This window comes from Pseudomonas sp. 8209, assembly GCF_028682105.1.
GTDB lineage: Bacteria > Pseudomonadota > Gammaproteobacteria > Pseudomonadales > Pseudomonadaceae > Aquipseudomonas > Aquipseudomonas palmensis.
Map to the genome: position 1 here is coordinate 79395 of NZ_JANIAH010000014.1, position 26998 is coordinate 106392.

Genomic DNA, 26998 nt, shown 5'->3' on the forward strand with positions numbered 1-26998 from the left:
GCAGTTGCATTCCTGCAGGCCATGGTTCGTTGCAGCCAATGTAGGAGCCGGCGTTGCCGGCGAAGCGCCGCGCGGGCGGCGCTCGGTTTTGGGAGCACCGGTGGATTCAAGACAGGCACCTTCCAGCCCGAATGAATTTCAAGGCTGATGATTGAAGGGGTGAGCGAGAAAACCAGCCAGCAATGGCGGTGGACGACTAGTGCCAACCGATGCCCTTGCAGCGCTCTCAGGATCGAGCGCCGCAAGCGCGGCGCTTCGCCGGCAAGGCCGGCTCCTACACGGGGCGGTATTGCCAGCCTCGGTGTGTTCGACACCCGATTGCAGTGAATCCACCTGACATCAGACTTGTCGCCCCTACCGCCCCCGCGGCAAGCAGATGCGAAACTGTGCCCCCCCCCAACGCCGACTGCCCCACCGTCAGGGTGCCACCCTGCCCCTCGATCACCCGACGGCTGATCGCCAACCCCAGGCCAAACCCGCCCGTGGCACGGTCCCGACTGCGATCCAGGCGGTAGAACGGCTGGAAGATGCGCTCGCGCTCCTCCTGCGGAATGCCAATGCCGTCATCCTCGACGGTCAGCACGCACGCGCCCTTGGCATCCACGCTCAGGCGCAGCAGGATACGCTGCCCGCAATAACGCATGGCGTTGCGGATCAGGTTCTGCACCGCCCGCGCCGTCAACCGCGGGTCCAGCACAAAGCGCGGCAGATCCGGCTCGGCACGCACCTCCAGGCTCACCCCGCGCCCATCCAGCTCTTCGGCATAGCTGCCCAGGATGCTGTCGACGAACTCGGGCAGCGCCACCTCCACCCGCTCGCCACCCTGGCCATTCTGCAAGCGGTTGTACGACAGCAGCTCAAGTACCAGCGCATCCAGCTCGCGCACGTGCCCCACCAGTTCCAGCAGGCGCTTGCGACTGGCCGGGGGCATTTCGTCGTACAGCAGCACCAGGCCGAAATCCAGGCGGGTCAGCGGCGTGCGCAGCTCATGCGACACCGCATTGAGCAACTCGCGCTGCTGGGTCAGCAGGCATTCGATATCCGCCGCCATGGTGTCGAACACCTTGGCCAACGCGCCGATGTTCGAGCGTGGCGAGATCAGCGTGCGCTCCGCCAGGTTGCCTTCGCCCAGGCGCTGCGCAGTGGCCTTGAGCCGCTGCAGGTCACGCCAGTGCGGGCGCACCCAGAACAGCAGGCAGCCCAGCAGCGCCGCACCGATCAGCACGGTGATGCCCCACGACAGCAGGTAGATGTCCGCCGGGTCCGGCGGGTTGCGCAGCACCACCATCCACTCGCTGTCCAGCGGCGCCAGGGCGGTTTCGTAATAGCCCCACTCCCCCAGGCGCACCACGTACTGGCCGGCCTGCAGGTGCGCCTGCTCCTCGGCGTTCAGGTCCAGGTCGGCGCGCCGGCGCAGCTCGATGCTGAGGGGGGCGAAATCGGTGTTCAGCGCCTCGGCCACCTGGGGCCAGCTGTCGCGGTGCTTGAGGTGGAACTGGTTGACGATCAGGCGCTGCACGCCCCGCGCCTGGTCCTGGTTGTAGGCGATGTAGCGGTCATGGAACACATGCAGGATGAGTTCGGGGATCAGGAAGATCGACCCGGCATACGCGACGATGGTCACCAGGTACAGGCGTACCAGAATTTTCAGCATGGCCGTGGCCGCTCCTCAGAATTCCCACTCGACTCGGCTGAACAGGTAGCCCTTGCCCCACACCGTCTTGATCTTGCGCGCCTCGCCGGCGCTGTCGTCGAACTTGCGCCGCAGCTTGGAGATGGCCACGTCCACCGAGCGGTCGGTGCCGTTGAACTCGATGCCGCGCAACTGCTGCAGGATGCAGTCGCGGCTGAGCACGCTGCCGGCATTGCGCGCCAGCACCACCAGCAGGTTGAACTCGCCGCTGGACAACTCCACCGTCTGGTCGCGCCACAGCACGGTGCGTTCGGCCAGGTCGATGCGCAGCCCGCCGATCACGATCAGGTCGCTCTCGAGATGCGGCTCGTTGATGCTGCTGCGCCGCAGCAGGGTCCGCACCCGCGCCAGCAGCACGCGCGGCTCGCACGGCTTGCTGACGTAGTCGTCGGCGCCCATCTCCAGGCCCAGCACCTGGTCGTGGCTGTCGTCGCGGGCGGTGAGCATGAGGATCGGCAGCAGCAGCGATTCGGCGCGCAGTTGCCGGCACACCTGCAGGCCGTCCAGGCCCGGCAGCATCAGGTCGAGGATCACCAGGTCGGGTTTGCTGCGCCGCGCCTCTTCCAGCACGTGGTCCCCCCGCGCAATCACGCTGACGCTGAAACCATTGCGTTGCAGGTAGCTGGCGATCAGTTCGCTCAGGGCGCAGTCGTCTTCGACCAGAAGGATAGTGGGCATGGGTAGTTTGAAAGGCCGGGAAAGTCAGGCAGGATATAGCGCTTATTCGCAGGTCGCGAAATTCTTCACACTTTTTCACACTCGCCCTACATAGCTTAACAACTGCCTGTAGCGCGGCTGCCTTAGCATTGCCGGGTCATTTATGGAAGATCCGCATGCCCAGTTCAAGCCCCGTCCGTCTGCGTACCCTGGCGCCCCTGTTGCTGCTGAGCCTGGCCCTGGCCGGCTGCGACAGCAAGCCGCCCGCCGAAGAACAAGCCCCCAAGCCCGCCGTCAGCGTCGAAACCGTGCACGAGCAACCCCTGGCCATCAGCACCGAGCTGTCGGGGCGCATCCTGGCGCCACGCATTGCCGAGGTGCGCGCGCGGGTGGCCGGGGTGGTGCTCAAGCGGGTGTACCGTGAGGGCAGCGACGTGAAACAGGGCGACGTGCTGTTTCGCATCGACCCGGCACCGTTCAAGGCCGACTACGACAGCGCCCGCGCCAACCTGGCCAAGGCCGAGGCCACGCGCTTTCAGGCGCGCCTGCAGGACCAGCGCTACGCCGAGCTGATTTCGATCGACGCGATCAGCCGCCAGGAGCATGACAACGCCCGCGCCGCCGCCATGCAGGCCGACGCCGAAGTGGCAGCGGCCAAGGCCGCGCTCGAGCGTGCGCGCCTGAACCTGGGCTATGCCACCGTGACCGCGCCGATTTCCGGGCGCGTGGGCCGTGCCCTGGTGACCGAGGGCGCGCTGGTGGGGCAGAACGAATCGACCCCGCTGGCGATCATTCAGCAGCTCGACCCGATCCATGCAGACCTGACCCAGTCGACCCGCGAGATCAACGCCCTGCGCCGTGCCCTGCGTGCCGGCGAGCTCAAGCAGGTGGGCCAGGACCAGGCCCGCGCCACGCTGATCCAGGATGACGGCACGCCTTACCCGCTGGCGGGCAAGCTGCTGTTCTCCGACATCAGCGTGGACCCGAGCACCGGCCAGATCACCCTGCGCAGCGAGTTCCCCAACCCCGACCTGGACCTGCTGCCCGGCAGCTTCATCCGCGTGCGCCTGGAACAGGCGGTGCAGCCCAAGGGCATCAGCGTGCCGCAGCAGGCCATCCTGCGTGACAGCGCGGGCCTGCCGCGGGTGCTGCTGGTGGACGCCGAGCAGCGCGTGAGCGAGCGCGCCGTGGTGCTGGGCAGCGTGCAGCAGGACCGCTGGATCGTCACCGAGGGCCTGGCCCCGGGCGATCGCATCGTCACCGAAGGCCTGCAGCACGTGAAGGTGGGTGACCAGGTGAGCGTGACCCCCGCCACCGACACGGCTGCCCCCATCGCCCAGACCACCGCCCAGTGAGGCCCTGATCCATGCCGCAGTTCTTTATTGACCGCCCGGTGTTCGCCTGGGTGGTCGCGCTGTTCATCCTGCTCGGCGGTGCGCTGGCCATCCCGCAGTTGCCGGTGGCCCAGTACCCCAACGTGGCGCCGCCACAGATCGAGGTGTACGCGGTATACCCCGGTGCCTCGGCGCAGACCATGGACGAGAGCGTGGTCAGCCTGATCGAGCAGGAGCTCAACGGCGCCGATCACCTGCTGTACTTCCAGTCCACCAGCAGCCTGGGCAGCGCCACGGTAACGGCGACCTTCCAGCCGGGCACCAACCCGGAACTGGCCCAGGTCGATGTGCAGAACCGCCTGAAGATCGTCGAGTCGCGCCTGCCGCGGGCGGTGACCCAGCAGGGCCTCCAGGTGGAGAAGATCTCCACCGGGTTCCTGATGCTGGTGACCCTGACCGCCGACGATGACCGCCTCGACGAAACCGCGCTGAGCGACTTTCTGGCGCGCAACGTGATGAACGAGGTGCGCCGGGTACCGGGCGTGGGCAAGGCGCAGCTGTATGGCTCGGAACGCGCCATGCGTATCTGGCTCGACCCGCAGAAGCTGATTGGCTTCAACCTCACCCCCGAGGATGTGAACCTTGCGATTGCCGCGCAGAACGCCCAGGTGGCCCCTGGCAGCATCGGCGACCTGCCCGGCAGCCCGACCCAGGAAATCACTGCCAACGTGCTGATCAAGGGCCAGCTGTCGACGCCCCAGGAGTTCGCCGACATCGTGCTGCGCGCCAATGCGGATGGCTCGCGGGTCACCGTGGGTGATGTGGCGCGGGTCGAGATCGGCGCCCAGGAGTACCAGTACGGCACGCGCCTGAACGGCAAGCCGTCCACCGCCTTCAGCGTGCAGCTGGCGCCCGGTGCCAACGCCATGCAGACCGCAACCCTGGTCAAGGCCAAGATGGACGAGCTGTCGCGCTACTTCCCGCCCGGGGCGGTGTACGACATCCCGTATGACACCTCGCCGTTCGTCAAGGTGTCGATCGAACAGGTGATCAACACCCTGATCGAGGCGATGGTGCTTGTGTTCCTGGTGATGTTCCTGTTCCTGCAGAACATCCGCTACACGCTGATCCCGACCCTGGTGGTGCCGGTGGCGCTGATGGGCACCTTCGCGGTGATGCTGACGCTGGGCTTCTCCATCAACGTGCTGACCCTGTTCGGCATGGTGCTGGCCATCGGCATCCTGGTGGACGACGCCATCGTGGTGGTGGAGAACGTCGAGCGGATCATGGCCGAGGAAGGCCTGCCGCCCAAGCAAGCCACGCGCAAGGCCATGCAGCAGATCAGCGGCGCCATCGTCGGCATCACCGTGGTGCTGGTGGCGGTGTTCGTGCCGATGGCGTTCATGCAGGGCTCGGTGGGGGTGATCTACCAGCAGTTCTCGGCGTCGATGGCGGTATCGATCCTGTTCTCGGCGTTCCTTGCCCTGAGCCTGACCCCGGCGTTGTGCGCCACCCTGCTCAAGCCGATCGCCAAGGGCGAACACCACGTCAAGCGCGGTTTCTTCGGCTGGTTCAACCGCAAGTTCGAAGGCATGAGCAACGGCTACCAGCGCTGGGTGATGCACGCGATCCAGCGCAGCGGCCGCTACCTGGTGGTGTATGGCCTGCTGCTGGTGGCGCTGGGCTGGACCTTCAGCCAGCTGCCCTCCTCGTTCCTGCCTACCGAAGACCAGGGCTACACCATCACCGACGTGCAGCTGCCGCCCGGCGCCAGCCGCAACCGTACCGTGCAGGTGGCCGAGCAGATCGAGGCGCACAGCGCAGGCGAACCTGGCGTGGGCAACACCACGGTGATCCTGGGCTTCAGTTTCTCGGGCAGCGGGCAGAACGCGGCGCTGGTGTTCACCACGCTCAAGGACTGGTCCGAGCGCACCGCCAAGGACAGCGCCGAGGCCATCGCCGAGCGCGCCAACATCGCCTTCAGCCAGTTCAAGAACGCGGTGGCCTATGCGGTGCTGCCGCCCTCGGTGGATGGCCTGGGCACCTCGACCGGTTTCGAGTTCCGCCTGCAGGACCGTGCCGGCGTGGGCCATGCCGGGCTGATGGCGGCGCGTGACCAGTTGCTGGCCCAGGCCGCGAAAAGCCCGGTGCTGGCCAACGTGCGCGAGAGCGCCCTGGCCGAAAGCCCGCAGGTGCAGCTGCTGATCGACCGCAAGCAGGCCAACGCGCTGGGCGTGTCGTTCGACGACATCGGCACGGTGCTCAACACGGCCATCGGCTCGACCTACGTCAACGACTTCCCCAACCAGGGCCGCATGCAGCGGGTGGTGGTGCAGGCCGAGGGCGACCAGCGCAGCCAGGTCGAGGACCTGCTCAAGATCCACGTGCGCAACACCAGCGGCAAGATGGTGCCGTTGTCGGCCTTCGCCCAGGCGCAGTGGGTATCGGGGCCGGTGCAACTGACCCGCTACAACGGCTACCCGGCCATTGCCGTGTCGGGCGAGCCGGCACCGGGCTACAGCTCGGGCGCGGCGATGGCCGAGGTGCAGCGCCTGGTCGATGCCCTGCCGCTGGGCTTTGGCCTGGAATGGACCGGGCTGTCGCTGCAGGAGCAGTTGTCCGGGGCGCAGGCACCGATGCTGATGGCGCTGTCGCTGCTGGTGGTGTTCCTGTGCCTGGCGGCGCTGTACGAAAGCTGGTCGATCCCTACCTCGGTGCTGCTGGTGGTGCCGCTGGGCGTGCTCGGTGCGGTGCTGGCGGTGACCCTGCGCGACATGCCCAACGATGTGTTCTTCAAGGTCGGCCTGATCACCCTGATCGGCCTGTCGGCGAAGAACGCGATCCTGATCATCGAGTTCGCCAAGAGCCTGGTGGACGAAGGGCATGACCTGGTCGAGGCCACCGTGCAGGCCGCGCGCCTGCGCCTGCGGCCCATCGTGATGACCTCGCTGGCGTTCATCCTGGGCGTGGTGCCGCTGGCGATTGCCACCGGCGCCAGCTCGGCGAGTCAGCAGGCCATCGGCACCGGAGTGATCGGCGGCATGCTCAGCGCCACGCTGGCGATCGTGTTCGTGCCGGTGTTCTTCGTGGTGGTGATGCGCGTGACCGGCTGGCGCCGGCGTGACGCCCAGGCCGACCCTGCGGTGGTCGAACAAAGCTGATGGACAGCCGCGCGGCGGTCATGGGATGGTGCTAGCCCGCTTATGGACTGGAACCCTGCAATGACCGCCGCCGTACTTCCCCCCTGCTCCATTCTTTTGCTGGCCGGCGGCCGTGGCCAGCGCATGGGCGGGCAGGACAAGGGCCTGCTGTCCTGGCAGGGCCGCCCGCTGATCGCGCACGTGCACGCCGTGGTGCGTGACCTGAGCGATGACCTGATCCTTTCCTGCAATCGCAACCAGCACGCCTATCGGGCGTTTGCCGACCAGTTGGTGGGCGATGCCGAGCCTGGGTTTCCCGGGCCGCTGGCCGGGGTGCTGGCCGGGCTTGCGGTGGCGCGGCATGCCTGGCTGGTGGTGCTGGCGTGTGATGCACCGCTGATCGAGCGCGGGTTGCTCGAGCAGCTGCTGAGCGTGGCGGTCACCGGGGACTGCGCGGCGATGGTGCGCCAGGGCCAGCAGTGGCAGCCGATGTTCTGCGTGATCCCGGTGCGCCAGCAGGCGAGCTTGCAGGCGGCATGGCAGGCCGGTGAGCGCAGCCTGCTGCGGGCGTTGCTGGAGCATCCGTTGCAGGCAGTGGAGTGTGCAGAGGAGGACCGGCGCCTGAGCAACTTCAATACGCCGCAGTGGTTGGGGCAATAAGGCTTTTGTGTCGTCTGTGAGGGCCTCTTCGCGGGCCAAGCCCGCTCCTACAGAGGCTTGCGCTACCCCTGTGGGAGCGGGCTTGACCCGCGATGGGCGGCACCGCCCCCCTCGAACACCACACACCGATTGCGCCCCGCCGCCTTGGCCGCATACAGCGCCTGATCGGCCGCCGCCACCAGCGTCAGGGGCGTTTCGCCCTGCCCCGCCATGCCTGCCACGCCGATACTCACCGACACCCGCCCCAACGGGCTGCCAGCATGCACGATGTTCAGCTCGGCCAACCGCGCCAGCACCGTCTCGGCCACCACCACCGCGCCCGCCACCTCGGTATTGGGCAGCACCATCGCCAGCTCTTCCCCGCCATAACGCGCCACCACATCCGTCGGGCGGCGCACGCACTCGCGCAGCAAGGCGCTCACCGCCTTGAGGCATTCATCACCGCCAATGTGCCCGTAGGCGTCATTGAAGCGTTTGAAATGATCGATATCGATCAGCAGCAGCGCCAGCGGCTGGGCCTCGCGCTGGGCACGCCGCACTTCGCTGACCAGCACCTCGTCGAAACGCCGGCGGTTGGCCAGCCCGGTGAGCGTGTCGTGGGTGGCCAGCACCGCCAGCTGCCGGTTGGTGGCCAGCAGTTCTTCGCGCGCCACCAGCAGCTGCGCATCCATCTCGGCACGATGGCGCATGTCGCGGATCAGCAGCCGGCCAATCACCGCAATCACCCCCTGCAACGCCAGCACCAGCCCCACCGTCAGCCACGCTTCCATGCGCCAGGCGTCCAGGGCCTCGCGCTTGCCGATGGCCACGGTGGTCACCAGTGGCAGGTGCTCGTTCTTGCGAAACGCATACAGGCGCTCCACCCCATCCAGGCTCGAGGCAAACGAAGCCGTGCCCACCGAGTTTTCCACCAGGTAGCGGGTGTAGATCGGCGACCGGGAAAAGTCGCGGCCCATGTCCTGCTCGCGAAACGGGTAGCGCACCAGGATGCGCCCACTGGTGTAGGTGAGCGCGATCGCACCGTCCTTGCCCACGTCGATCTTGCCGAACAGGCGTAGAAAGTTCTCCACCCCCAGGGTCACCGCGATCACCCCGGCGAACTGCCCCCCGGGCTGCTCGAAACGCCGGCTGACAGTGATTACCCAGTCCTGGGTGGAGCGGCTGCGGATCGGCGGGCCGATGAACACCTCGCGGGACGGGTTGTCGCGATGGTGGATGAAGAACTCGCGGTCGGCGCTGTTCGCACCGTCCGGAATCGGGCCGTTGGTCGACATCAGCCATTCGCCCGTCGGGCCATAGATGGTCAGCCCATGCAGTTGCGTCAGCAGTTCGTTCTGCTCCTCCACCAGCCCGGCCAGGCGCGCCAGTTGCTGCGGCCCGCCGCCATCGACTTCGAGCCGCTCGCTCAGGCCCAGCAGCATCATCGAGCTCTGGCGGATGATGCCCTCGGCATAGGTGTCCAGTGCCTGGGTCAGGTTGAGGCTGTGTACCTGAACCTCGTTCAGTGCGCGCTGACGTGCAGCCCATATCTTCCAGGCCGTCAGCGATGCCAGCGATACGCAGATCACCAGCAACAGCAGCACGGCCAGGCGCACGTCACGCTTGTGCGGCAGCGGCACCGGCAGTAAGGGGGTCGACATCATGAAACGCTCCTGCGATGCCACAACTGAAGGCATCCTGCCATCAGCTGTACTCCGGAATGCCCTGTACCGCAAGGGGCAGAGCATCAGGCGCGCAATCAAGCGGTGGGGGTCACGACGGGCTGCTGCAGAATCCGGCAGGCAGAAGTTGCAGGGCAGTGAAGCTGAAAGTGGGACGCAAGGCCGCCCGCTCCAGTGAGCAGCCTTGCGCATGCATGCAGGCAGGCCTTGCGGTGCGCCGCTGGCGCGGTTGCCCTTCAGTAGCGGAACTTGCCGCCATGAATGTCCTGCAGCACCTGATCGGTCACCCGCACGTAGGTTTCGGTGCCCGGCAGCCAGGCATACACCGGGTCTTCGCCGGTCTGGCTGGGGTCGAAGGCTTCGCTTCTGAGCTTGGTCTTCTGGTACTTGAAGGTGCCGGTGGTTTCCATGCAGGTCTTGACGCGCAGGAACATCGGCACCGCGTAGTGAGGCATCTGGCTCTTGACGAAGCGCAGCAGGTCGCAGAAATCCAGCTGCTCCAGCGGCGCCGACGGGGTGATGGCGGCCATCCCGGCGCGACCGTTGGTGTTCTTGATTTCCACCCCGTAGGCCACGGCTTCGGCAATGTGGGGGTGCTGCACCATGATGTTCTCGACTTCGGTGGTGGAGACGTTCTCGCCCTTCCAGCGGAAGGTATCCCCCAGGCGGTCGACGAACTGGGCATGGCCAAAGCCGATATCGCGAATCAGGTCGCCGCTGTTGAAGTAGCGGTCGCCCTTTTCGAACACGTCGTAGAGCACCACCTTCTTGCTCTTCTCCGGGTCGGTGTAGCCATCGAACGGGGCGTCGTCGTCGATCTTGGCCAGCAACAGGCCCTGACCGCCCTTGCCGACCTTCTGCATGAATCCGTCGGCGTTGCGCCGCGGTTCGCCGGTGTCGTGTTCGTACTCCACCAGCGACCAGGCGTTGATGGCAAAGCCGATGGTGTTCTCGAAATTGAGGATGTTGGTAAAGCCGATGTTGCCGTCACTGGCGGCGTAGAACTCGCAGACCCGCTCGATGTTGAAGCGTTTCTTGAAGTCGAGCCACACGCCCGGACGCAGGCCGTTGCCGATCATCTTCACCACCGGGTTGTCGCCATCGTTGCCGGCCGCAGGCTGATCGATCAGGTAGCGGCACAGTTCACCGACGTAGCAGATGGTGGTGGCCTTGAATTTGCGCGTGTCTTCCCAGAACTGGCTGGCGCTGAACTTGCGGCGGATGGCGAAGCCCGAGGCACCGGCCAATGCCGAACCCCAGCTCACGCACAGGCCGGTGCCGTGATACAGCGGCAAGGTGCAATAGACGATGTCATCGGGGCGCATGTCCAGGGCGATCATGCCGAAGCTGCCGTAGACCTTCATCCAGCGCCCATGCTTGAACACCCCGGCCTTGGGCAGGCCGGTGGTGCCGGAGGTATAGATGTAGAAGCAGGCGTCGTCGAGGTAGACCTGCTGGGTAGTCGCCGGATTGGCCGTAGCGTGCCCCTGACTGGCAAGGGTCAGGTTGACGTAGCCCTCGGGGGCGGTGCCGGCATCGCGCGTGGTGTCGGTGTCGGCCAGGAAAAAGGTGCGCTGCCTGTCGATGGCCACCTCGTCGCGCACCGCCTCGAACGATGGCACCAGCTCCTGGCCGACGATGATCGCCGACGGGTTGACCAGGCCCAGGCTGTGGATCAGCACGTTGTTGGTCTGCGAGGTGTTGAGCATGGCGCAGATGCCGCCGATCTTGCTCACGGCCAGTACGCTGACCAGCAATTCGGGGCGGTTCTCGATGAAGATGCCTACCACATCGCCTTTTTTCAGGCCACGGGCCAGCAGGTAGTGGGCGAAACGGTTGGCCCACTGGTTGACCTGTTCGTAACTGAAGCGTGTGTCCTTGTAGAGCAGCGCCGGCCCTTGAGGGTTGCGCGCCACCGCCTGTTCGAAGGCCCAGCCCAGGCCACAGGGCTGATCGGCCTTGAGTTTGGAAACCTTGAGGCCCCTGACGAGCCGAGGAATGGCCCGAGTGATCGAGGGAATTTTGCGCAGCATCATGCCCCAGGTAATCATGTCGCTATTACTACTCATGGCACCTCCTGGTGGATTGACCGTGGCCGCCAGGCGGTTCGACAAACGCCATGACCAGCCAATCGTTTTTATTGTTGTGCACGCCATGTGAAAAAGTCCTCGCGCAGCGGGGTGCGCGAGGACGCCTGGTGCCGATCAATCAGAACTCGTCGGCGACCGACTCGAGGATCTTGCCCATCAGGTAGACCGTGGTGCGGGCCACTTGCTTGACCGCCTCTTTTTCTTCGTCGGTCACGACCCAGCGGTCGATGGCGGCGTTGACCTGCTCGGAGTGCTTCTCGTCGATGATCGCGTGGGCGACGAAGAAGGTCAGTTGCTGGTCGGTCAGCTTGAGATGGTTCTTGCACACGTCCATCAGGGGTTCGAGGTGCTCATAGCAGTCCTCGGCCCAGAAGCTGTAGCCCAGGCGCGGAATGATGCCGCGGCATACGGAAACGAAGTCCAGGTAGCCGTAGAACGCCTCGGTGGCCGGCAGCATCGGTTTCTCGAACTCCGACGGGTCCACGCCAATGGCGATCAGGTCGTTGTACGCCATGTTTTCATGGCCCAGCTCTTCCAGCGCATGCTTCATCGCGAAACGCAGCAGGCCGACCTTCTTGTGGTCCTGGTTCCAGCACGCCACCGCCTGGTTGATCGCGTTGTTCTTGGTGTAGTGGTACACCTGGACAATCGACTTGATGTACAGCTCACGCTGCAGTTCGGGACGCTTCATCATCTGGAAAAAACGGCCGGCCTTGATCTTTTCCCATTCGGCGTCACAGATGGCTTTGAGCTCTTTGCGAAACGCGGTCACTTCAGTCATTTCACTCTCTTCCTTGGCGTGTTGATAAATCGTTCATGACACGTGTTATACGGTCAGGCGAATACGGCGTTACAGGCGCAGCACGGACTTGATGATGTAGATGAACTTGGAAAAGAAGCCCAGGCCTTCGATAGTGTCCCAGTGTTCCATCAGCACACCATTTTCAACACGGTAGATATCGATCACCTTGTAGTTCACCGTGAAGAACCTGTGCTTGGCCCAGTGCTTGGCATACAGGAAGACATAATCGCCTTCGGCGCAGACCCGCTCGATACTGGTACCCGACTCGGGGAACGTCTTGAAGAACTGCGTGAAGTAGGTCTTGAAGCCTTCGCGGCGCGGGGGAATGAACACGTTGTTGTGCTGCACGTAGTCCTCGGCAATCAAGGTATCGGCAACCGCCAGTTCACGCTGACCAAACATGCGCTCGTAAAATTCGATGACCACTTCTTTGTTCCTGGCTTCCATCTTGGATCAACCTCAATGTTGTCGTTATTGTGTGATGCTTATCCCGCCAGTGACTGCCTCGCGTGACGGGCGGCCAAGGTATGGCGAATCAGGTCATCGACGTCCTTCAGGTCTGCCGGGCAGCTGGGCAGGCCGAAGAAGGGCGTCACCGACGGCATCAGATCGCCCTTGTACAGGGCGTAGTAATGATCGCCACGGGCCTTGATCTGGAAGAAGATGCCGTCCTGATCGAACACGAAGCTGTCGAACTTCGGCGCCAGCCGTGGCTTCACATAGGTGATGAACGTCTTGTAGCCGCCTTGCAGGGCCACCAGCGAGGCACCGGTCATGGCCAGCCCGTTGACCACGTTCTTGACCGGGGCATGCTTGTCGACGATCAGGCGCGAAAGTTCGACGCACTCGTGCTCGTAGTTGGGCCCGGAGAACTGTACCAGTTGTTCATGGCTGATGAACTCACCCGACTCGTGAGGGAACGGCGTAATACGCTGAGTGCCGATGATTTCACCATCATGATAAAAGGCAAACACATAGGAACGCGGGTCGTACTCATCCAGGCACACGGTGTTGTCGACCGAGTTGCCAAACAGCGTTTTGTAATAGATCTTGCGCTGCCCATACAACCGGCTACGGGCACGAGAAAGTTCGATGAATTGCGCAGGCGTTACCACCTGCCTGACCTTTACCTTGTCAGACTGGCACAACTCCTGGAGGACTGAATCATAGAAACTGTAGATGGCCGAACCGGCGGAATCATCCTTGACCAACTGCATACTTGCCGAAGGCAAGTCAGCCTTGTTACTGGCGAGTGACGGCATGAGAAATCCCTTCTTATTGTGATCTGTAGTATTCAACTCAGCCCAGCGCACGACTTAAGTTTCCACAGGACAATACATAGCTTCGCCTCCTTGCGTAGATAGCCATAGGTTGTTGATTTACGGGCTGCGCACAGCCAGACACTCACCCGCTAGTGGCGGGCGTGCCGTTGAACCAGAGCGAGGTGCTGTCAGTTCGGTGGTAGCGAGGCCAAGGCTCGGCGGATCTGCTCGGCGCGCTCGCCCAGCACCTGTGGCGTGGCGATCGGGAGGTCCGCATGACCCAGGTTGAAACCGTCACCGACAAAGCGGGCCAGCACATGCAGGTGCGCGTGACCTACGGTCTGCCCGGCCACTGCGCCATCGCACAGCAGCAGGTTGATGCCTTCACAGGGCTGTTCTTCGAGGCTCAGGCCGCTTTCACGCAGGGCGGCCGCCATCCGTTGACCCACACGCATCATGTGGCCACAGGTTTGAGGAGGGATATCACCCAGGCCGCTTGCGTGGGCCTTGGGAATGACCAGGACATGGCCAGGAGTGATCGGCTGAATCGAGAGAAAGGCCAGGCACTGCTCGTCTTCGTAGACAACGGCGGCCGGTGCTTCTTTCTTGGCGATTGCACAGAAAATGCAGTTCACGGATAGCTCCCTCTATTGTTGTAGGTGCAACCCCGGTGGAGGCATGAAGATCCGGGATGCTACAGGCTGCATTCCATTGCAGAGTTGACCGCGCAGCTTGTAGGAGAAATTACCCCTGGCCTTCCTCAGCTGTACACGGGAGTTTTGAAATTTTTTGTATCTGAATCCCGTAAATTTCCTAATGGGTTGATTTGAATGGGTTTTCCCAAGGTAACTTTTTGTATCCGGGCTGCATGGGGGGGTCACCGGCCAGGGCCCTGAAGGCCGAGGACGGTGACGCGATCACCCACCCGCTGTGCGTGGGCTCGCCCGGCCTGAGCTACACGAACGCATCGGCATGAAAATGCGCGGACTCCAGCCCCCGCTGCTCGACGAAATCGCGTCGCGCCGAGTCGACCACGATCGGCGCACCGCAGGCATAGACCTCGAAGTCCTTGAGGCTATGGAAGTCCTGCAGCACCTGGCGGTGCACGAAGCCGGTGGCACCCTGCCAGTCGCAGGCCGGGCCCGGCTCGGACAGCACCGGGGTGTAGCGCAGCCACGGCAACTGCGCCTCCCAGGCCAGCAGCTGTTCATGCCGGTAGAGGTCCTCACGGCGCCGCCCGCCCCAGTACAGGTACACCGGGCGGCGGTTGTCGCCGCGCTCGCGCAGTTGCTCGAGCAGCGCCTGCACCGGGGCAAAGCCGGTGCCGCTGGCCAGCAATACCATCGGCCGTTGGCTGTCGCGCAGGTAGAACGAACCGAACGGCCCCTCCATGCGCAGGATCGCCCTGGGCTGCAACGCATTGAACACATGCCCGCTGAACACCCCGCCCGGCATGTGCCGGATGTGCAGCTCAAGCTGGTTGTCGCGCGCCGCTGCGGTGGCCATCGAGTAGCTGCGCCGGCTGCCGTCCTTGAGCAGCACCTGCACGTACTGCCCCGGCAGGTAGGCGAATGCGGTGCCCGGCGCGAGCATCAGGCGCAGCACCGCCACGTCGTGGCTGACCTTGTCTAGGCTGGCCACGCGCACGCCCATCTGCTGGATGCCGATGCCGCGCAGCTCGGTGACTTCCGGCGCGTCGATGACCAGGTCGGAACGTGCCCTGGCGCAGCAGAACAGCGCCAGGCCCTGGGCCCGCTCGGCTTCGCTGAGCACTGCCAGCGGGCTGTCGGCGTGGTCCACCTCGCCGCTGAGCACCTGGCCCTTGCAACTGCCACAGGTGCCGGTGCGGCAGCTGTGCTTGAGCATCAGGCCATCGGCCAGGGCAGCGTCGAGCACGCTCTGCCCGGCGTTGACCGGGCAGCTCAGGCCGACCGGCTGGATCTGCAGGGTGAAGCTCATGTGCGTACCCTCCGTCACTGCGCGCGTCCGGCGGCGGCCAGCAGGTCCAGCGCCACGTCGACGATCATGTCCTCCTGGCCGCCGACCATGCGCCGCTTGCCCAGCTCGACCAGGATGTCGACGGTTTTCAGGCCATAGCGCGCCGCGGCGATTTCGGCGTGGCGCAGGAAGCTGGAGTAGACCCCGGCATAGCCCAGCGCCAGCGATTCGCGGTCGACCCGCACAGGGCGGTCCTGCAACGGGCGCACGATGTCGTCGGCTGCATCCATCAGCGTGTAGAGGTCGGTGCCGTGGTTCCAGCCCAGGCGCTCGGCGGCGGCGATGAACACTTCCAGGGGCGCGTTGCCGGCGCCCGCGCCCATGCCGGCCAGGCTCGCATCGATGCGATCGCACCCCTCCTCCACCGCGGTGATCGAGTTGGCGACCCCGAGGCTGAGGTTGTGGTGGGCATGCATGCCGGTTTCGGTCTCGGGCTTGAGCACGGCCTTGAACGCGCGAAAGCGATCACGCACGTCCTGCATGTTCATCGCCCCACCGGAGTCGGCCATGTACACGCAGGTGGCGCCGTAGCTTTCCATCAGCTTGGCCTGGGCGGCCAGCTGCTCGGCCGGGATCATGTGGCTCATCATCAGAAAGCCCACGGTGTCCATGCCCAGCGCGCGCGCATACTCGATGTGCTGGCGGGCCACGTCGGCCTCGGTGCAGTGGGTGGCCACGCGCACCACGCGGGCGCCGGCGTCATACGCGGCCTTGAGGTCATGCACCGTGCCGATGCCGGGCAGCAGCAGGGTGGTGATCCTGGCGTGACTGATCACGTCGGCCACGGCCTCGATCCACTCCAGGTCGGTGTGGGCGGCAAACCCGTAGTTGAAGCTGGAGCCCTGCAGGCCATCGCCGTGGGCCACTTCGATGGAATCGACCCTGGCCTTGTCCAGCGCACGGGCGATGTCCTGCACGTTCTGCAGCGAGTACTGGTGGCGCACCGCGTGGCTGCCGTCGCGCAGGGTCACGTCGCTGATGTAGAGCTTCTTGGCGGGATTGAACGTCATGCGGGCATCCTCAGTTGTGCGCCATGGCCTGGGCCATGCGCTCGGCGGTCGCCATCGCGGCGGACGTCATGATGTCGAGATTGCCGGCGTAGGCCGGCAGGTAGTGGGCGGCGCCTTCGACTTCGAGAAACACCGAGGTCTTGAGCCCGCTGAAGCGGCCCAGGCCCGGGATCAGCAGCGGCGCCTGGGGCTCGATCACCTCGAACTGCACCTGCTGCTTGAGCCGGTAGCCGGGCACGTAGGCCTGCACCGCCTGGGCCATCTCGTGGATGGAAGCCTGCACGCGGGCCTGCTCGCAGGCTTCGGAGAGCACGAACACGGTGTCGCGCATGATCAGCGGCGGCTCGGCGGGGTTCATCACGATGATCGCCTTGCCCCTGGCTGCACCGCCGATGGCTTCGATGGCCTTGGAAGTGGTTTCGGTGAACTCGTCGATGTTGGCGCGGGTGCCGGGGCCGGCGGACTTGCTGGCAATCGAGGCGACGATTTCGGCGTAGTGCACCTTGGCCACCCGCGACACCGCGGCCACCATCGGGATGGTCGCCTGGCCGCCGCAGGTGACCATGTTGACGTTCAACTGCGCCAGGTTCTGCTCCAGGTTCACCACCGGCACGCAGTACGGGCCGATGGCTGCCGGGGTCAGGTCGATCAGGCGGATGCCGGGCTTGCGTGCGCGCAGGTAGGCGTCGTTGCGTACATGGGCGCCGGCCGAGGTGGCATCGAACACGAAGTCGATATCGGCGAACTCGGGCATGCGCGCCAGGCCCTCGACCCCTTCGTGGGTGGTGGCAACGCCCAGGCGGCGGGCGCGTTCCAGCCCGTCGGAGGCCGGGTCGATGCCGACCATCACGGCCATTTTCAGGTGCTTGCCGTGGCGCAGCAGCTTGATCATCAGGTCGGTGCCGATGTTGCCGGAGCCGATGATGGCGACATTGAATTTTGCAGGGTTCATACGGCTTCTCCGTAGACTTCGGCGAGGAGGATGACGCTCGGGTCGAGGCTGTCGGCGTACAGGCGCTGCACGGCCTCGGCGCGCAGGCTCAAGGCGGTGCGCTGGTTGATGTAGCCCTTGTCGGTGATCTCGCCGTCGTTGAGGCTGGGCGGCGAATCGAGGATCACCAGGCGCACGGCATGCTGGGACGAGGCCGGGTATTCCCGGGCCAGTGCCTGCAGGCCCGCGCACAGCGCCAGGCGCACCTCGGGCTGCAGCGCCAGCTGTGCACCGCTCATGTGCTGGCCCTCGGCGCCGAGCAGGTCGCGCAGGGCCTGGGACGGGTAGACCAGCGCGCCGATCATGTCGCGGTCATGCCCGCCGATCACGCAGTCGCTGGCATACGGCGCCAGCGCGCTGACCAGGCGTGGGCGCAGCGTGCCCACCGACACCCAGGTGCCGCTGCTGAGCTTGAAGTCCTCGGTCACACGGCCGTCGAACTGCACGCCCAGCTCGGGGCGCGCCGGGTCGACCAGGCGCCCGGCGTCGCCGATGCGGTAGAAGCCCTCTTCATCGAACGCCGCCAGGGTGCTGGCCGGGTCGCCCAGGTAGCGCGGGAACACCGAGGGGCCGCGCACGCGCATCTCCAGCTTGTCGCCGGCCGGCACGAACTTGAGCTCGGTGCCCGGTACCGGCAGGCCGATGATGCCGGCCTTGTCGGCGGCAAAATGCACGCTGGTGACCACCGGCGAGGTTTCGGTGGAGCCCCATTCGGTGGCAAAGAACAGCGGCGTGTCGCGCACCTTCCCGGCACACGCCACCAGCCGGCTCCAGCTGCTTTGCGGCAGGGCGGCAGCGGCATAGAACAGCATGCGCAGGCGCCCGAACAGGGCCTGGGCCAGCGCCGGGTCGCGCTCCAGGTGCGGCAGCAGCATCTCGTAGCCGCGCGGCACGTTGAAGAACAGCGTGGGCCTGACCGAGCGGATGTTCTCCAGCGTGCGGTCGATCTGCCCCGGCACCGGCAGGCCGTCGTCGATGTACAGGGTGCCGCCGTTGCGCAGCACCAGGTTGAAGTTGTGGTTGGCGCCGAACACGTGGCTCCAGGGCAGCCAGTCGAGCACGATCAGTTCGCCCTGCTCCAGAAAGCGCCAGCACTGGGCAATCGCCTGCTGGTTGGCGCAGAGCATGCCGTGGGTGTTGACCACGGCCTTGGGCGCACCGGTGGAGCCGGAGGTCATCAGGTAGCGCGCCGGGGTGTCGCCATCCAGGCGCGCGAAGGCGGCCATCACCGCCGGGGTCTCGGCCTTGTACAGGTGCGGCAGGGCCAGCGCACCGGGGATTTCCTGGGCGTTGCGCGCCGCCACCACCGGGCAGTCCGGGTCGACCAGGGCGATGGCGCGGCCATAGGCATCGCCGTCGTTGACGAATATCAGCCCCGGCTTGAGCACCTCGACAATCGCCTTGAGCTTGGCGCAGCCGCTGCCGGTATTGCGCGAGTAGGCCACCGAGATGGTCGACACCGGGATGCCCACGTGCATCGCCGCCAGGGTCAGCAGCGCCTGGTCCAGGTCGTTTTCCGAGAGCATCAGCAGCGGCCGGCCGGCTGCGATGTCCAGTTCCAGCAGGCCCTGGGCCAGGGCGCCGACGCGCTGGCGCACCTGCTCGTAGGTCAGGCTGAACCAGCCCGCGCCGCGCCTTTCGGCCAGGTAGGCACGCTGCGGCGCCTGCTCGGCCCAGTGTTCCAGCCACTGGCCGATGCAGCGCGCATAGGGTTGCAGCGGCTCGGGCGAGCTGAGCACGAAGCTGCCGTCGGCACGCGGTTCGTACAGCACCTGGGCGGGGGCCAGCTGGGTGGGGTCGTTGAAGAAGTCGTACATTGCACGCCCTCGTGAGCGCGGCAGGCCGTCGGCCCGCTGCTCACTGGTTTTATTGTTGTAGGTACCGGCGGTCGGTCAGGCCGCCGGGTTCAAGCCGGCACGGCTCAGGTGAAGCGACAGCTCACTTCGCCCAGGCGGGTCAGGCGCAGGCGCAGGCTGTCGCCCGCCACCACCGGCACCATCGGCCCCAGCGCGCCGGACAGCAGCACGTCACCGGCCTGCAGCGGGCGCCCGGCCAGGGCCATGGTGCGCGCCAGCCACAGGCAGGCATCCAGCGGGTTGCCCATGCACGCGGCGCCCACGCCGATGGCGGCCTGGGCACCGTTCTTCTCCAGCAGCATGCCTTCCAGGGCCAGGTCCAGGCCGTGCAGGCTGACCGGGGTCTTGCCCAGCACGTAGAGGCCCGAGGAGGCGTTGTCGGCCACGGTGTCGACCAGGGTGATCTTCCAGTCCTCGATGGCCGAGTCGACGATCTCCAGCGCCGGCAGCACATGGTCGACCGCGCGCAGCAGCTCGCCCAGGGTGGTGTCGGGGTCGGGCAGGTCGCGCCCCAGCACGAACGCGATCTCGCCCTCGGCCTTGGGCTGGATCAGCCGCGTGCTGTCGATGGCCTGGCCATCGTGGCATTCCATGTCGGCGAACAGCATGCCGAAGTCGGGCTGGTCGACGCCCAGTTGCTGCTGCACCGCCAGCGAGGTGAGGCCGACCTTGCGCCCGCTCAGGCGCCGGCCGGCGGCCAGCGCGGCCTGGGTGGCGAGTTCCTGCACGGCGTAGGCGTCGTGCAGCGACTGGATGTCGAAACGCTCGGAAATGCGCCCGCACGGGGTGCGGGTCGAGCGGGCCTGGGCCAGCGCTGCGGCGGCGGCCTGAAGGTTGGGGTGGGTCATGGGGTTGCTCCTGAACGGGTCCGGTTGGCTTACAACGCGCGCGCGCGACTCTGGCGATAGCCCTGGTGCAGTTCGTCGACCAGCTCGGCCACGCTGCAGGTGCGGGTGATCTGGCCCACGCCCTGCCCCGCCGACCACACGTGCTTCCACGCCTTGTTGGCGGTGGCGATGTCGCCGGAGAAGTCGATGCTGGGGCGGGTTTCGCTGCGCGGGTCGATGCCGGCCTTGTCCAGCGACGGCTGCATCCAGTTGGCCAGCACACCGCTGACCGCCTTGGTGGTGGTCACCTGGTCCAGCGAGCACTCCACCAGCATGTCGCGGTAGGCGTCCTCGACCAGGCTTTCGTGGGTGGCGATCAGGCGCGTGCCCACCAGCGAGAAGTCGCAGCCCAGCACCTGCGCGGCATGGATGTCGCGCCCGTTGGAGATCGCCCCGGCCAGGCCCAGCGGGCCGTCCCAGAACTCGCGCACTTCGGCGACGAAGGCAAACGGGTTGTAGTTGCCTGTATGCCCGCCGGCGCCGTTGCACACCAGCACCAGGCCATCGACGCCGGCGGCCACGGCCTTGCGTGCCAGGGCCGGGCTGATCACGTCGGCGATCACCACCCCGCCATAGGCGTGCACGGTGTCGAGCACGCGCTTGGGGCTGCCCAGGGCGGTGGAAACGATCGGCGGCTGGTAACGGCGCACCAGTTCAAGCTCGGCCTCGAAGCGGTCGTAGGTGCTGTGCACGATCATGTTGAGCATCCACGGCGCCCACTGTTCGCCACGCTGCTGCGCGGCGTCACGCTCGCCGACGATCTGTTCCAGCCATTGCTGCAGTTGCTCGACGGTGCGCGCATTGGGTGCCGGCAGGCTGCCGACGATGCCGGCCTGGCAGCTGGCGGCGAGCAGGCGCGGGCCCGACACCAGGAACATCGGCGCGGCCAGCACCGGCAGGTCGAGCCCGGCGAACAGGTTCAGGAGTTGCTGTTGCGGTGCACTCAGGCTTGTTGTTGTCATCACGCATCTCTCTTGTTCTGGTTATCAAGGCTCAGGCCTTGCGCGACCGCGTGGGGCCGGCGCTGCGAATCTCCCAGCCGCCATCGCTGTGGATGATGTTGGCGGTGGTCAACCCGGCATTCTCGCGCGAGGCCAGCAGCACGTAGTGCCCGGTGTGGTCCTCGGGCTCGGCAATCCGTTGCAGGGGCACAGCCTGCGCGGCACCGGCCTCGAACCCGGGGATCTGGTTGAGCGGTACGCTGCGGCTGTTCAGGCCATCCAGGCTTTTCATCGGCGTGTTGGTCGCCCCCGGCGCCACGCCGTTGACCCGGATGTCCGGCGCCAGCTCGTAGGCCAGCTGGCGGATCATGCCCACCAGCGCATGCTTGGCGGTGACGTACAGAATGCCACCACCGCCGGCATAAAAGGCACTGTTGGACAAGGTAAAGATCATGCTGCCACGGGTTTGGCGCAGCGCCTCGATCGACGCCTGCGCGCCGAGCAGGTAGCCCTGCACGTTGGTGGCGAAGAGTTTCTGGAACGCACCCTCGAAATCCTGCGGGGCGATGCGGTCCAGGCGGGTGAAATAGTCGAACACCGCGGCGTTGCCGACGAAGGTGTCGAGCCTGCCGAACGCCTCCAGGGTGGCGGCCACGGCGCGCTGGTTATCCTGATAGCGCGCCACGTCGCCCTGCACGGTGATCACCGCATCGCCCAGCTCGGCAGCCAGCGCCGCCAGTTGCGCCGCGTCGCGGCCCATTACCGCGACCCTGGCGCCTTCGGCCACGTAGCGGCGCACGATGGCGCTGCCGATGCCGCCGGTACCGCCGGTGACCAGTGCCACCTGCCCTTTCAACCAAGCCATGTGCAGGCCCTCATAGGAACGTGTTGATGTTCTTGCACAGCAACATCGCGTTGGGGATCAGAATCTTGCGCTTGAGCAGCTTGAGGCCCTCGGCCTCCAGGCGCAGCACGTCCTCGCGCCGCCCGGCCAGCTGGGCGTGTTCGTCCAGGCCGCGGCTGCGCACGTTGACGAAGCACGAATACGCCAGGTACTCGCCCGGCTCGGCGCCGGCGTACACCTCGATGTTGCTGACCAGGTGCACGTTGCGCGTGGGCGGGTTCTCGGCCCAGGCCGAGGGCTGCTTGAAGCGCGCCACGCGGCGCTTGAGCTCGCGCAGGCCGTCATCGAAGAAGGCCATGTGCTCCAGGCGGTAGGGCCCGGACTTGTCTTCGCGGCGACGGTTCTCGATGCCGGGCATCCAGTAGTGGATGGCTTCGCTCAGGCTCAGCAGCCATTGGTCCCAGCACTCGTTGTCGAGCAGGCGCGCCTCGCGCAGCAGAAACTGTTCGACCCGGCGGGCCTCGTCGATGGACACCGGGGTGTCCTGCAGTTGGTGTGTCATCTCGCCCCCTCAGCGCAGCGTGCCGTTGCGGTCTGGTACGTCGGCCCAGGTCGGTGCCTGCAGCAGGTCTTTCCAGCGCTGGTAGAACGCCCGCGCGTTGCATTCGTTGAGCTGGCCCTTGAACACGTTGCCCGGCAGTTCGCTGTCGTCCAGGCGGGTGTGCATGCCCAGGCCCACGTACAAGTCCTGGTAGCGCGTGACCACGCCCCGGCTGGTCTTGGTGCAGTACTCCCAGTTCTCGCCGTCGTCCATCTCGAACACGCCGGTGGGCGAGAAGGTCATCATCGCGCCACGGCGCCATTTGTCCTTGATGTCCTGCGGGGCGTTCTTGTTGACGATGACCCAGGTGAACAGCTCGATCTTGTGCGGGCCACGCGGCTGCCAGATGCGCACGGTGTTCTGCCCCGGCAGGAACGAGAAGTTGGGGAACACGGTGAACGAGGAGATCGCGCCGATCAGCTTCGAGCGGAACTCGCCCAGGCGCTCGGCGACCTTGGGGCGCAGCACATGCAGGTACTTGTTGATGTCCTTTTCGCCCAGGGTGGCGGCGTTGCCGACCACGTCGGTGGCGAACTCGTAGCCGTGGCCGTTCCAGTTCACCGAGTAGGATTCGGGCAGTTCGCCGACATTGGCCACCGGGCCGCCGAGCATGGCCTTGGCCGCCGAGTCGTGGGTCCAGCCGCCGTGCAGGATGTCGCCGACGAAGTTTTCGGCGGCGATCTTCCAGTTGCACTCGATGGTGGAGCGGATGCAGCCGCCCAGGAACTCGCTGCCGCCCTCGTCCATGTCGAGCATCACGTCCATGTACCAGGTCATCGGCCCGAGGTACTCCTCCAGGGTCGGCGCATCGCTGGCAAACGTGGCGAACACCAGGCCCTTGTAGCTGGCCACGCGGGCTTCGCGCAGGCCATGCCTGGACTTGTCGAACTGGCTTTCTTCGTAGCACTTGGATTCGTGCATGCCCATCAGGCGCCCGCCATCGGCGCCGAACGACCAGCCGTGGTAGTTGCAGATGAAGCCGCGGGCGTTGCCGGCCTCGGCAAAGCACACCTTGTTGCCGCGGTGCGGGCAGGCATTTAGGAACACCTTGATCGAGGCGTCCTTCTGGCGTACCACCAGCACTTCATCTTCACCCATCGAGGTGGTCAGGTAGTCGCCGGACCTGGGCAACTGGGATTCGTGGGCGACGAACAGCCAGCAGCGCGCGAAGATCTTCTCCAGCTCCTGCTCGTAGATCGCCTCGTCCCAGAACACCTTGCCCGACAGGCGCCCCTCCTGCATGTCGCAGAGGCGGTCGAGGTTGCCCAGGGCGGGCGTGCTTTCGAGGGTTCTGAGCGGTATGTGCTTGTTGTTATCCATGGTTCAGACTCACAGGTATGCGGTTGGACGGCGCCCGGTCAGACCGGGCTGTCGGCGTCGGCCAGCGCCTCGTCGGCTTCCAGGGCCGTGTCGGCATACACCTCGCGGTCGGTGACGATGACCTTGTAGGTGCGCAGGTGCCGTTCGCAGGGGAAGGTCACAGCCTTGCCGCTGGGGATATGGAACTGGCCCCAGTGCACCGGGCAGGTGATCAGGTCGTCTTCCATGTCGCCTTCGGCCAGCGAGGCGGTGGCGTGGGTGCACATGTCGGTGGTGGCGTAGAAGGTGCCGCCCAGGTTGTAGACGCACAGGGCATCGCCATCGCCGTTGGCGACCTTCTTCAGTTCGCCCGGCGCCAGCTCGTCACGCTGGCAAAGCAGTATGCGGCTCATGCCGGCTCCTCGTTGTTGAGTTGCACAAAGCCCAGGCCGGTGACCCAGGCGGGCACGGCTTCATAGGCGATCACTTCACCGCGCGGACGCTCCAGGGCGGCCATGGCGCAGGCGAAGTTGCGGATTTCCATCGCGCCGTTGCCGGCCCGACGCAGGATGTCTTCGTCGCGGTAGGCGCACAGTGCCTGCAGGTCGCCGTTGACCCCGTGGGCAAGGATTTCGCGGTCGAAGTCCTCGGCCACCTGGCCCATCTCGACGGTGCCTACCCAGTGGCTGATGCCGCCGCTGCCGATGATCACCACGCGCTCGTCGGCGTCGAACGCCTCGACTGCCGCGCGCAGTTGCCGGCCCAGGTCGGCCGAGCGCTCCAGCGAGATGTACGGGTCGACGCCGCACGCCAGGTACACCGGGATGCTCGGCAGCTCACGGCCCAGCAGGGCCTCGGCCGGCTTGACCACCAGCTGGTGCGGGATCGAGAACGAATGGTCGACGGTGAAGCTGCGCGCCACGGTCCAGTCCACGCCCTGCCCTTCACCGTGATGGACGATGTGCTCGGCCAGCGCCTGGTGGTTGCGCACCACGCCCCGGTCCAGGCCCGGCAGGCGGTCGATGGGGCCGTCCACGTCGCCGGTGCCGATCACGTAGCGCGGCAGGCAATGGGGGCCGAACAGGATGTAGTGATCGCAGCCGACGATGATCACCGCCGTGGGCTGCAAGGCGGCCAGGCGCTCGGCGCATTGGGCATAGGCGCCCCATACGGCATCGCGTTGTGCGGCCGGTGGCGCTTCGGGCGCCACGAACATCACCGGGTCATGCGGCATCCAGAAGCCGCCCACTATCTTGCCCATCGGTTCACCCCTTGAGCGCGGCGGAAAACCCCGCGCCTTGTTCATCGGTACAGCCCAGGCGCTGCTTGTAGACGCGCATGCTGCGTTGCGGCGAAAGCTCCTGCCAGAAGCCCATGGTCAGCATCGGGTTGACCCCGGCCGCCTGCAGGCCGGCCACGTCGAAGTCGAGGATCATCTGCGCCTCGTCGGGGGCCAGGGCAAAGCGCTGCACGAAGCCTGCGGCGTCTTCACGAAAGCGCTGCTTGGCCGCGCGCTCCACGCACAGCTGCCACAGCACCCGCTCCATCACGTTTCTGCTCATGCCGGACTACTCGCCGAGAAAGTCGCGAACCAGCGCGGCAAAGCGCCGTGGCTGCTCGCTCTGGACCCAGTGACCGCAGCGCCCGAACAGGTGCAGGTCGGCGTCGGCAATGCTGTTGGCGATCAGCAGCCCGCACTCCGGCGGCACCACACAGTCTTCGCGACCGTGTACCACCAGCGTCGGCGCCACGATCTTGGCCAGCGCGGCGGCGGGGAAGCCCTTGACCATCGTCTGGCCTTCGGCGGCGGGCTGCGGGATCAGCTTGCGCAAGGCGGCCTGGGCACCGGGCCGGGCACTGGCCTCGTAGCGGGCCTGCACCATGGCGTCGGTGATCAGCGCCTTGTCGTAGGGGAACAGCTCCATCAGCTGGCGCATGTTGGCCAGCGACGGCTCGTATTCCCAGGCGCCGCGCAGGCCGGGGGTCTGCACGAACTCGCCGGCCGGGGTGCCGAGCAGCACCAGCTTGTTGACGCGCTCGGGGGCGAACACCGCCAGGCCGATGGCCAGGGCGCCGCCGAACGAGTTGCCGATGAAGGAGGCCTTCTGGATATCCAGGGCATCCATGATGCCGATCAGGTGGCTGACCCACAGCTTGATGTCGTACCGGGCGTCATCCTTGAACTCGGTGAAACCGAAGCCGGCGATGTCCGGCACGATCACCCGCCAGCGGTCGGCGAACACCGGCACGCTGGCGGCCCAGTTGGCCCAACCCGAAACACCCGGGCCCGAGCCGTGCAGCAGGAACAGCGGCTCGCCCTGGCCGGCCTCGTGGTAGTGGGTGTTGTGCCCTGCTGCGAGCAGAGTCTTTGCAGTTGCGCTCATGTCGGCCTCCGGTTTTTATTCTTAACATACAGTTGTGTATCTGCATGCTATTTACCGTTTTGACCTGAGTCAATGAAAAAACATGACTATTTTCAAATAATGAGCAGCCGTACCTACACCTATGTACTGTCATGTATGGCAGGATGCGGACACCCGGCACTGGCCTTGTGGCCAATGCCGGCAATAGCTTCGCCGTTGCGGCGGGCGTTAGAATGACGGTTTGCTGCCAAGGCCAAGCGTCGAACCCTGCGCTGCCCTGGCGCTTATCCAGCTTGTTGGACAAGGCCCTACACAATGTCATCACGCACCAACCTCACGCGGGAAGATTGGATTCATGCGGCACAGGAAGTGCTTGTCACCAGCGGCGTCGACGCCGTGCGCGTCGACACCCTGGCCAAGGAACTGAAGATCACCCGTGGCAGTTTCTACTACCACTTCAAAAGCCGCGGCGAACTGCTCGAAGGCATCCTGGGCAACTGGCGCGCACGCGCCACCGAGGATGTGATCCTCAACCTGCGCACGGCCCACAGCTCGCCGCTGCAGCAGTTGCAGCGCCTGCTGGAGCTGCCTTCCCACGGCCAGACCGCCAAGGACGCCGCCTCGATCGAACTGGGCATCCGCGGCTGGGCGCGGCGCGACAAGCAGGCGCGCCAGGCCATCGACGAGGTGGACAGCCATCGCCTGAACTACATCGAGGGGCTGCTGATTCAGGCCGGCGTGCCCAGCGACGAAGCCCAGGACCGCGCCTACCTGATCTACGCCTACCAGATCAGCCTGTCGCTGCTGCACAGCGAAGACACCCCGCAACAACGCCTGGCGCGCAGCCAGCGCATGGCCGGCATCCTCCTCCCCGCGTGCAGCCACGCCCCGGCCTGAGCGCCTGTGCCG

At 65.8% G+C, this 26998-nt stretch carries 24 protein-coding genes and 1 pseudogene; 4 read left to right on the top strand and 21 right to left on the bottom strand.

Annotated elements, in window-relative coordinates; genetic code table 11:
* Positions 1–354: 354 nt before the first annotated feature.
* Both NP552_RS24885 and NP552_RS24890 read right to left on the bottom strand, forming a co-directional pair.
* A pseudogene (locus NP552_RS24885) lies at positions 355–1654 on the bottom strand (ATP-binding protein).
* A 15-nt stretch (positions 1655–1669) separates the two neighbouring features.
* Complete coding sequence (locus tag NP552_RS24890) at positions 1670–2371, bottom strand: response regulator transcription factor (protein WP_043859689.1); 702 nt, start codon at positions 2369–2371, stop codon at positions 1670–1672.
* Between the two features lie 155 nt (positions 2372–2526).
* Between NP552_RS24890 and NP552_RS24895 the strand changes: the two genes are divergently transcribed.
* From NP552_RS24895 to mobA, 3 genes are read left to right on the top strand one after another with little or no spacing between them, the layout of a single operon-like run.
* Entirely contained in the window at positions 2527–3705 is a 1179-nt protein-coding gene (locus tag NP552_RS24895; RefSeq protein ID WP_054916098.1) for an efflux RND transporter periplasmic adaptor subunit, read from the top strand.
* 11 nt (positions 3706–3716) lie between these two features.
* Entirely contained in the window at positions 3717–6845 is a 3129-nt protein-coding gene (locus NP552_RS24900) for an efflux RND transporter permease subunit (protein WP_274097262.1), read from the top strand.
* A gap of 60 nt (positions 6846–6905) precedes the next feature.
* Positions 6906–7484 carry a molybdenum cofactor guanylyltransferase MobA gene (mobA, locus tag NP552_RS24905; RefSeq protein ID WP_043859686.1) on the top strand — a complete coding sequence of 193 codons (579 nt, stop codon included), beginning with the start codon at positions 6906–6908 and terminating at the stop codon, positions 7482–7484.
* A 62-nt stretch (positions 7485–7546) separates the two neighbouring features.
* On the opposite strand, the gene NP552_RS24910 is transcribed toward mobA, so the two are convergent.
* From NP552_RS24910 to NP552_RS25000, 19 genes are all read right to left on the bottom strand, one after another.
* Positions 7547–9124 carry a sensor domain-containing diguanylate cyclase gene (locus NP552_RS24910; RefSeq protein ID WP_274097263.1) on the bottom strand — a complete coding sequence of 526 codons (1578 nt, stop codon included), beginning with the start codon at positions 9122–9124 and terminating at the stop codon, positions 7547–7549.
* Positions 9125–9381: 257 nt separating this feature from the next.
* Positions 9382–11214, bottom strand: coding sequence for a long-chain-acyl-CoA synthetase (locus NP552_RS24915; RefSeq protein WP_043859799.1), 1833 nt, complete (start codon positions 11212–11214; stop codon positions 9382–9384).
* Between the two features lie 139 nt (positions 11215–11353).
* Positions 11354–12016: an iron-containing redox enzyme family protein gene (locus tag NP552_RS24920; protein WP_043859798.1), complete on the bottom strand. Its 663-nt coding sequence runs from the start codon at positions 12014–12016 to the stop codon at positions 11354–11356.
* A 69-nt stretch (positions 12017–12085) separates the two neighbouring features.
* Positions 12086–12463, bottom strand: a complete 378-nt coding sequence (locus NP552_RS24925) for a nuclear transport factor 2 family protein (protein ID WP_274097264.1) — start codon at positions 12461–12463, stop codon at positions 12086–12088.
* A gap of 59 nt (positions 12464–12522) precedes the next feature.
* Positions 12523–13152 carry an N-acyl amino acid synthase FeeM domain-containing protein gene (locus NP552_RS24930; protein WP_229589306.1) on the bottom strand — a complete coding sequence of 210 codons (630 nt, stop codon included), beginning with the start codon at positions 13150–13152 and terminating at the stop codon, positions 12523–12525.
* Positions 13153–13487: 335 nt separating this feature from the next.
* Positions 13488–13934: an HIT family protein gene (locus NP552_RS24935; protein WP_043859795.1), complete on the bottom strand. Its 447-nt coding sequence runs from the start codon at positions 13932–13934 to the stop codon at positions 13488–13490.
* A 319-nt stretch (positions 13935–14253) separates the two neighbouring features.
* On the bottom strand, positions 14254–15258 hold the full coding sequence (locus tag NP552_RS24940; protein ID WP_274097265.1) for a CDP-6-deoxy-delta-3,4-glucoseen reductase: 1005 nt from the start codon (positions 15256–15258) through the stop codon (positions 14254–14256).
* Between the two features lie 14 nt (positions 15259–15272).
* A complete protein-coding gene (dmpG, locus tag NP552_RS24945; RefSeq protein ID WP_043859793.1) occupies positions 15273–16307 on the bottom strand; it encodes a 4-hydroxy-2-oxovalerate aldolase in 1035 nt (344 codons plus the stop codon).
* A 10-nt stretch (positions 16308–16317) separates the two neighbouring features.
* Positions 16318–17259, bottom strand: a complete 942-nt coding sequence (locus NP552_RS24950) for an acetaldehyde dehydrogenase (acetylating) (RefSeq protein WP_043859792.1) — start codon at positions 17257–17259, stop codon at positions 16318–16320.
* Positions 17256–19115, bottom strand: a complete 1860-nt coding sequence (locus NP552_RS24955; protein WP_088515453.1) for a feruloyl-CoA synthase — start codon at positions 19113–19115, stop codon at positions 17256–17258. Before NP552_RS24955 ends, NP552_RS24950 begins: the two co-directional genes overlap by 4 nt.
* Positions 19116–19219: 104 nt before the next feature.
* Positions 19220–20002, bottom strand: coding sequence for a 2-keto-4-pentenoate hydratase (locus tag NP552_RS24960; protein ID WP_058541174.1), 783 nt, complete (start codon positions 20000–20002; stop codon positions 19220–19222).
* 29 nt (positions 20003–20031) lie between these two features.
* Positions 20032–21003: an NAD(P)H-dependent flavin oxidoreductase gene (locus NP552_RS24965; protein ID WP_043861080.1), complete on the bottom strand. Its 972-nt coding sequence runs from the start codon at positions 21001–21003 to the stop codon at positions 20032–20034.
* Between the two features lie 31 nt (positions 21004–21034).
* Complete coding sequence (gene hcaB, locus NP552_RS24970) at positions 21035–21847, bottom strand: 3-(cis-5,6-dihydroxycyclohexa-1,3-dien-1-yl)propanoate dehydrogenase (RefSeq protein ID WP_054916105.1); 813 nt, start codon at positions 21845–21847, stop codon at positions 21035–21037.
* A 10-nt stretch (positions 21848–21857) separates the two neighbouring features.
* Complete coding sequence (locus tag NP552_RS24975) at positions 21858–22388, bottom strand: 3-phenylpropionate/cinnamic acid dioxygenase subunit beta (RefSeq protein ID WP_274097266.1); 531 nt, start codon at positions 22386–22388, stop codon at positions 21858–21860.
* 9 nt (positions 22389–22397) lie between these two features.
* A complete protein-coding gene (locus NP552_RS24980) occupies positions 22398–23747 on the bottom strand; it encodes an SRPBCC family protein (protein WP_043861077.1) in 1350 nt (449 codons plus the stop codon).
* A 38-nt stretch (positions 23748–23785) separates the two neighbouring features.
* Positions 23786–24139, bottom strand: coding sequence for a non-heme iron oxygenase ferredoxin subunit (locus NP552_RS24985; protein ID WP_058541175.1), 354 nt, complete (start codon positions 24137–24139; stop codon positions 23786–23788).
* A complete protein-coding gene (locus tag NP552_RS24990) occupies positions 24136–24987 on the bottom strand; it encodes a protocatechuate 3,4-dioxygenase (RefSeq protein ID WP_054916106.1) in 852 nt (283 codons plus the stop codon). The genes NP552_RS24985 and NP552_RS24990 overlap by 4 nt, the downstream gene beginning before the upstream one ends.
* Before the next feature lie 4 nt (positions 24988–24991).
* Positions 24992–25288, bottom strand: coding sequence for an extradiol ring-cleavage dioxygenase (locus NP552_RS24995; RefSeq protein ID WP_043861074.1), 297 nt, complete (start codon positions 25286–25288; stop codon positions 24992–24994).
* A gap of 6 nt (positions 25289–25294) precedes the next feature.
* Positions 25295–26110 (bottom strand): alpha/beta fold hydrolase, encoded by an 816-nt coding sequence (locus NP552_RS25000; RefSeq protein ID WP_274097267.1) that lies wholly within the window; start codon positions 26108–26110, stop codon positions 25295–25297.
* Positions 26111–26404: 294 nt separating this feature from the next.
* On the opposite strand from NP552_RS25000, the gene NP552_RS25005 reads away from it, so the two are divergent.
* Positions 26405–26986, top strand: coding sequence for a TetR/AcrR family transcriptional regulator (locus tag NP552_RS25005; RefSeq protein ID WP_043861072.1), 582 nt, complete (start codon positions 26405–26407; stop codon positions 26984–26986).
* The last annotated feature ends 12 nt before the right edge of the window (positions 26987–26998 follow it).

Coding starts and splice junctions, on each gene's coding strand:
- NP552_RS24915 (WP_043859799.1), bottom strand. CDS start 11,214: ATGAGTAGTAATAGCGACATGATTACCTGGGGCATGATGCTGCGCAAA.
- NP552_RS24920 (WP_043859798.1), bottom strand. CDS start 12,016: ATGACTGAAGTGACCGCGTTTCGCAAAGAGCTCAAAGCCATCTGTGAC.
- NP552_RS25005 (WP_043861072.1), top strand. CDS start 26,405: ATGTCATCACGCACCAACCTCACGCGGGAAGATTGGATTCATGCGGCA.
- NP552_RS24960 (WP_058541174.1), bottom strand. CDS start 20,002: ATGACCCACCCCAACCTTCAGGCCGCCGCCGCAGCGCTGGCCCAGGCC.
- NP552_RS24985 (WP_058541175.1), bottom strand. CDS start 24,139: ATGAGCCGCATACTGCTTTGCCAGCGTGACGAGCTGGCGCCGGGCGAA.
- NP552_RS24990 (WP_054916106.1), bottom strand. CDS start 24,987: ATGGGCAAGATAGTGGGCGGCTTCTGGATGCCGCATGACCCGGTGATG.
- dmpG (WP_043859793.1), bottom strand. CDS start 16,307: ATGACGTTCAATCCCGCCAAGAAGCTCTACATCAGCGACGTGACCCTG.
- mobA (WP_043859686.1), top strand. CDS start 6,906: ATGACCGCCGCCGTACTTCCCCCCTGCTCCATTCTTTTGCTGGCCGGC.
- NP552_RS24895 (WP_054916098.1), top strand. CDS start 2,527: ATGCCCAGTTCAAGCCCCGTCCGTCTGCGTACCCTGGCGCCCCTGTTG.
- NP552_RS24950 (WP_043859792.1), bottom strand. CDS start 17,259: ATGAACCCTGCAAAATTCAATGTCGCCATCATCGGCTCCGGCAACATC.
- NP552_RS24965 (WP_043861080.1), bottom strand. CDS start 21,003: ATGACAACAACAAGCCTGAGTGCACCGCAACAGCAACTCCTGAACCTG.
- NP552_RS24995 (WP_043861074.1), bottom strand. CDS start 25,288: ATGAGCAGAAACGTGATGGAGCGGGTGCTGTGGCAGCTGTGCGTGGAG.
- NP552_RS24940 (WP_274097265.1), bottom strand. CDS start 15,258: ATGAGCTTCACCCTGCAGATCCAGCCGGTCGGCCTGAGCTGCCCGGTC.
- NP552_RS24955 (WP_088515453.1), bottom strand. CDS start 19,115: ATGTACGACTTCTTCAACGACCCCACCCAGCTGGCCCCCGCCCAGGTG.
- NP552_RS24900 (WP_274097262.1), top strand. CDS start 3,717: ATGCCGCAGTTCTTTATTGACCGCCCGGTGTTCGCCTGGGTGGTCGCG.
- NP552_RS24975 (WP_274097266.1), bottom strand. CDS start 22,388: ATGACACACCAACTGCAGGACACCCCGGTGTCCATCGACGAGGCCCGC.
- NP552_RS24910 (WP_274097263.1), bottom strand. CDS start 9,124: ATGTCGACCCCCTTACTGCCGGTGCCGCTGCCGCACAAGCGTGACGTG.
- hcaB (WP_054916105.1), bottom strand. CDS start 21,847: ATGGCTTGGTTGAAAGGGCAGGTGGCACTGGTCACCGGCGGTACCGGC.
- NP552_RS24980 (WP_043861077.1), bottom strand. CDS start 23,747: ATGGATAACAACAAGCACATACCGCTCAGAACCCTCGAAAGCACGCCC.
- NP552_RS24890 (WP_043859689.1), bottom strand. CDS start 2,371: ATGCCCACTATCCTTCTGGTCGAAGACGACTGCGCCCTGAGCGAACTG.
- NP552_RS25000 (WP_274097267.1), bottom strand. CDS start 26,110: ATGAGCGCAACTGCAAAGACTCTGCTCGCAGCAGGGCACAACACCCAC.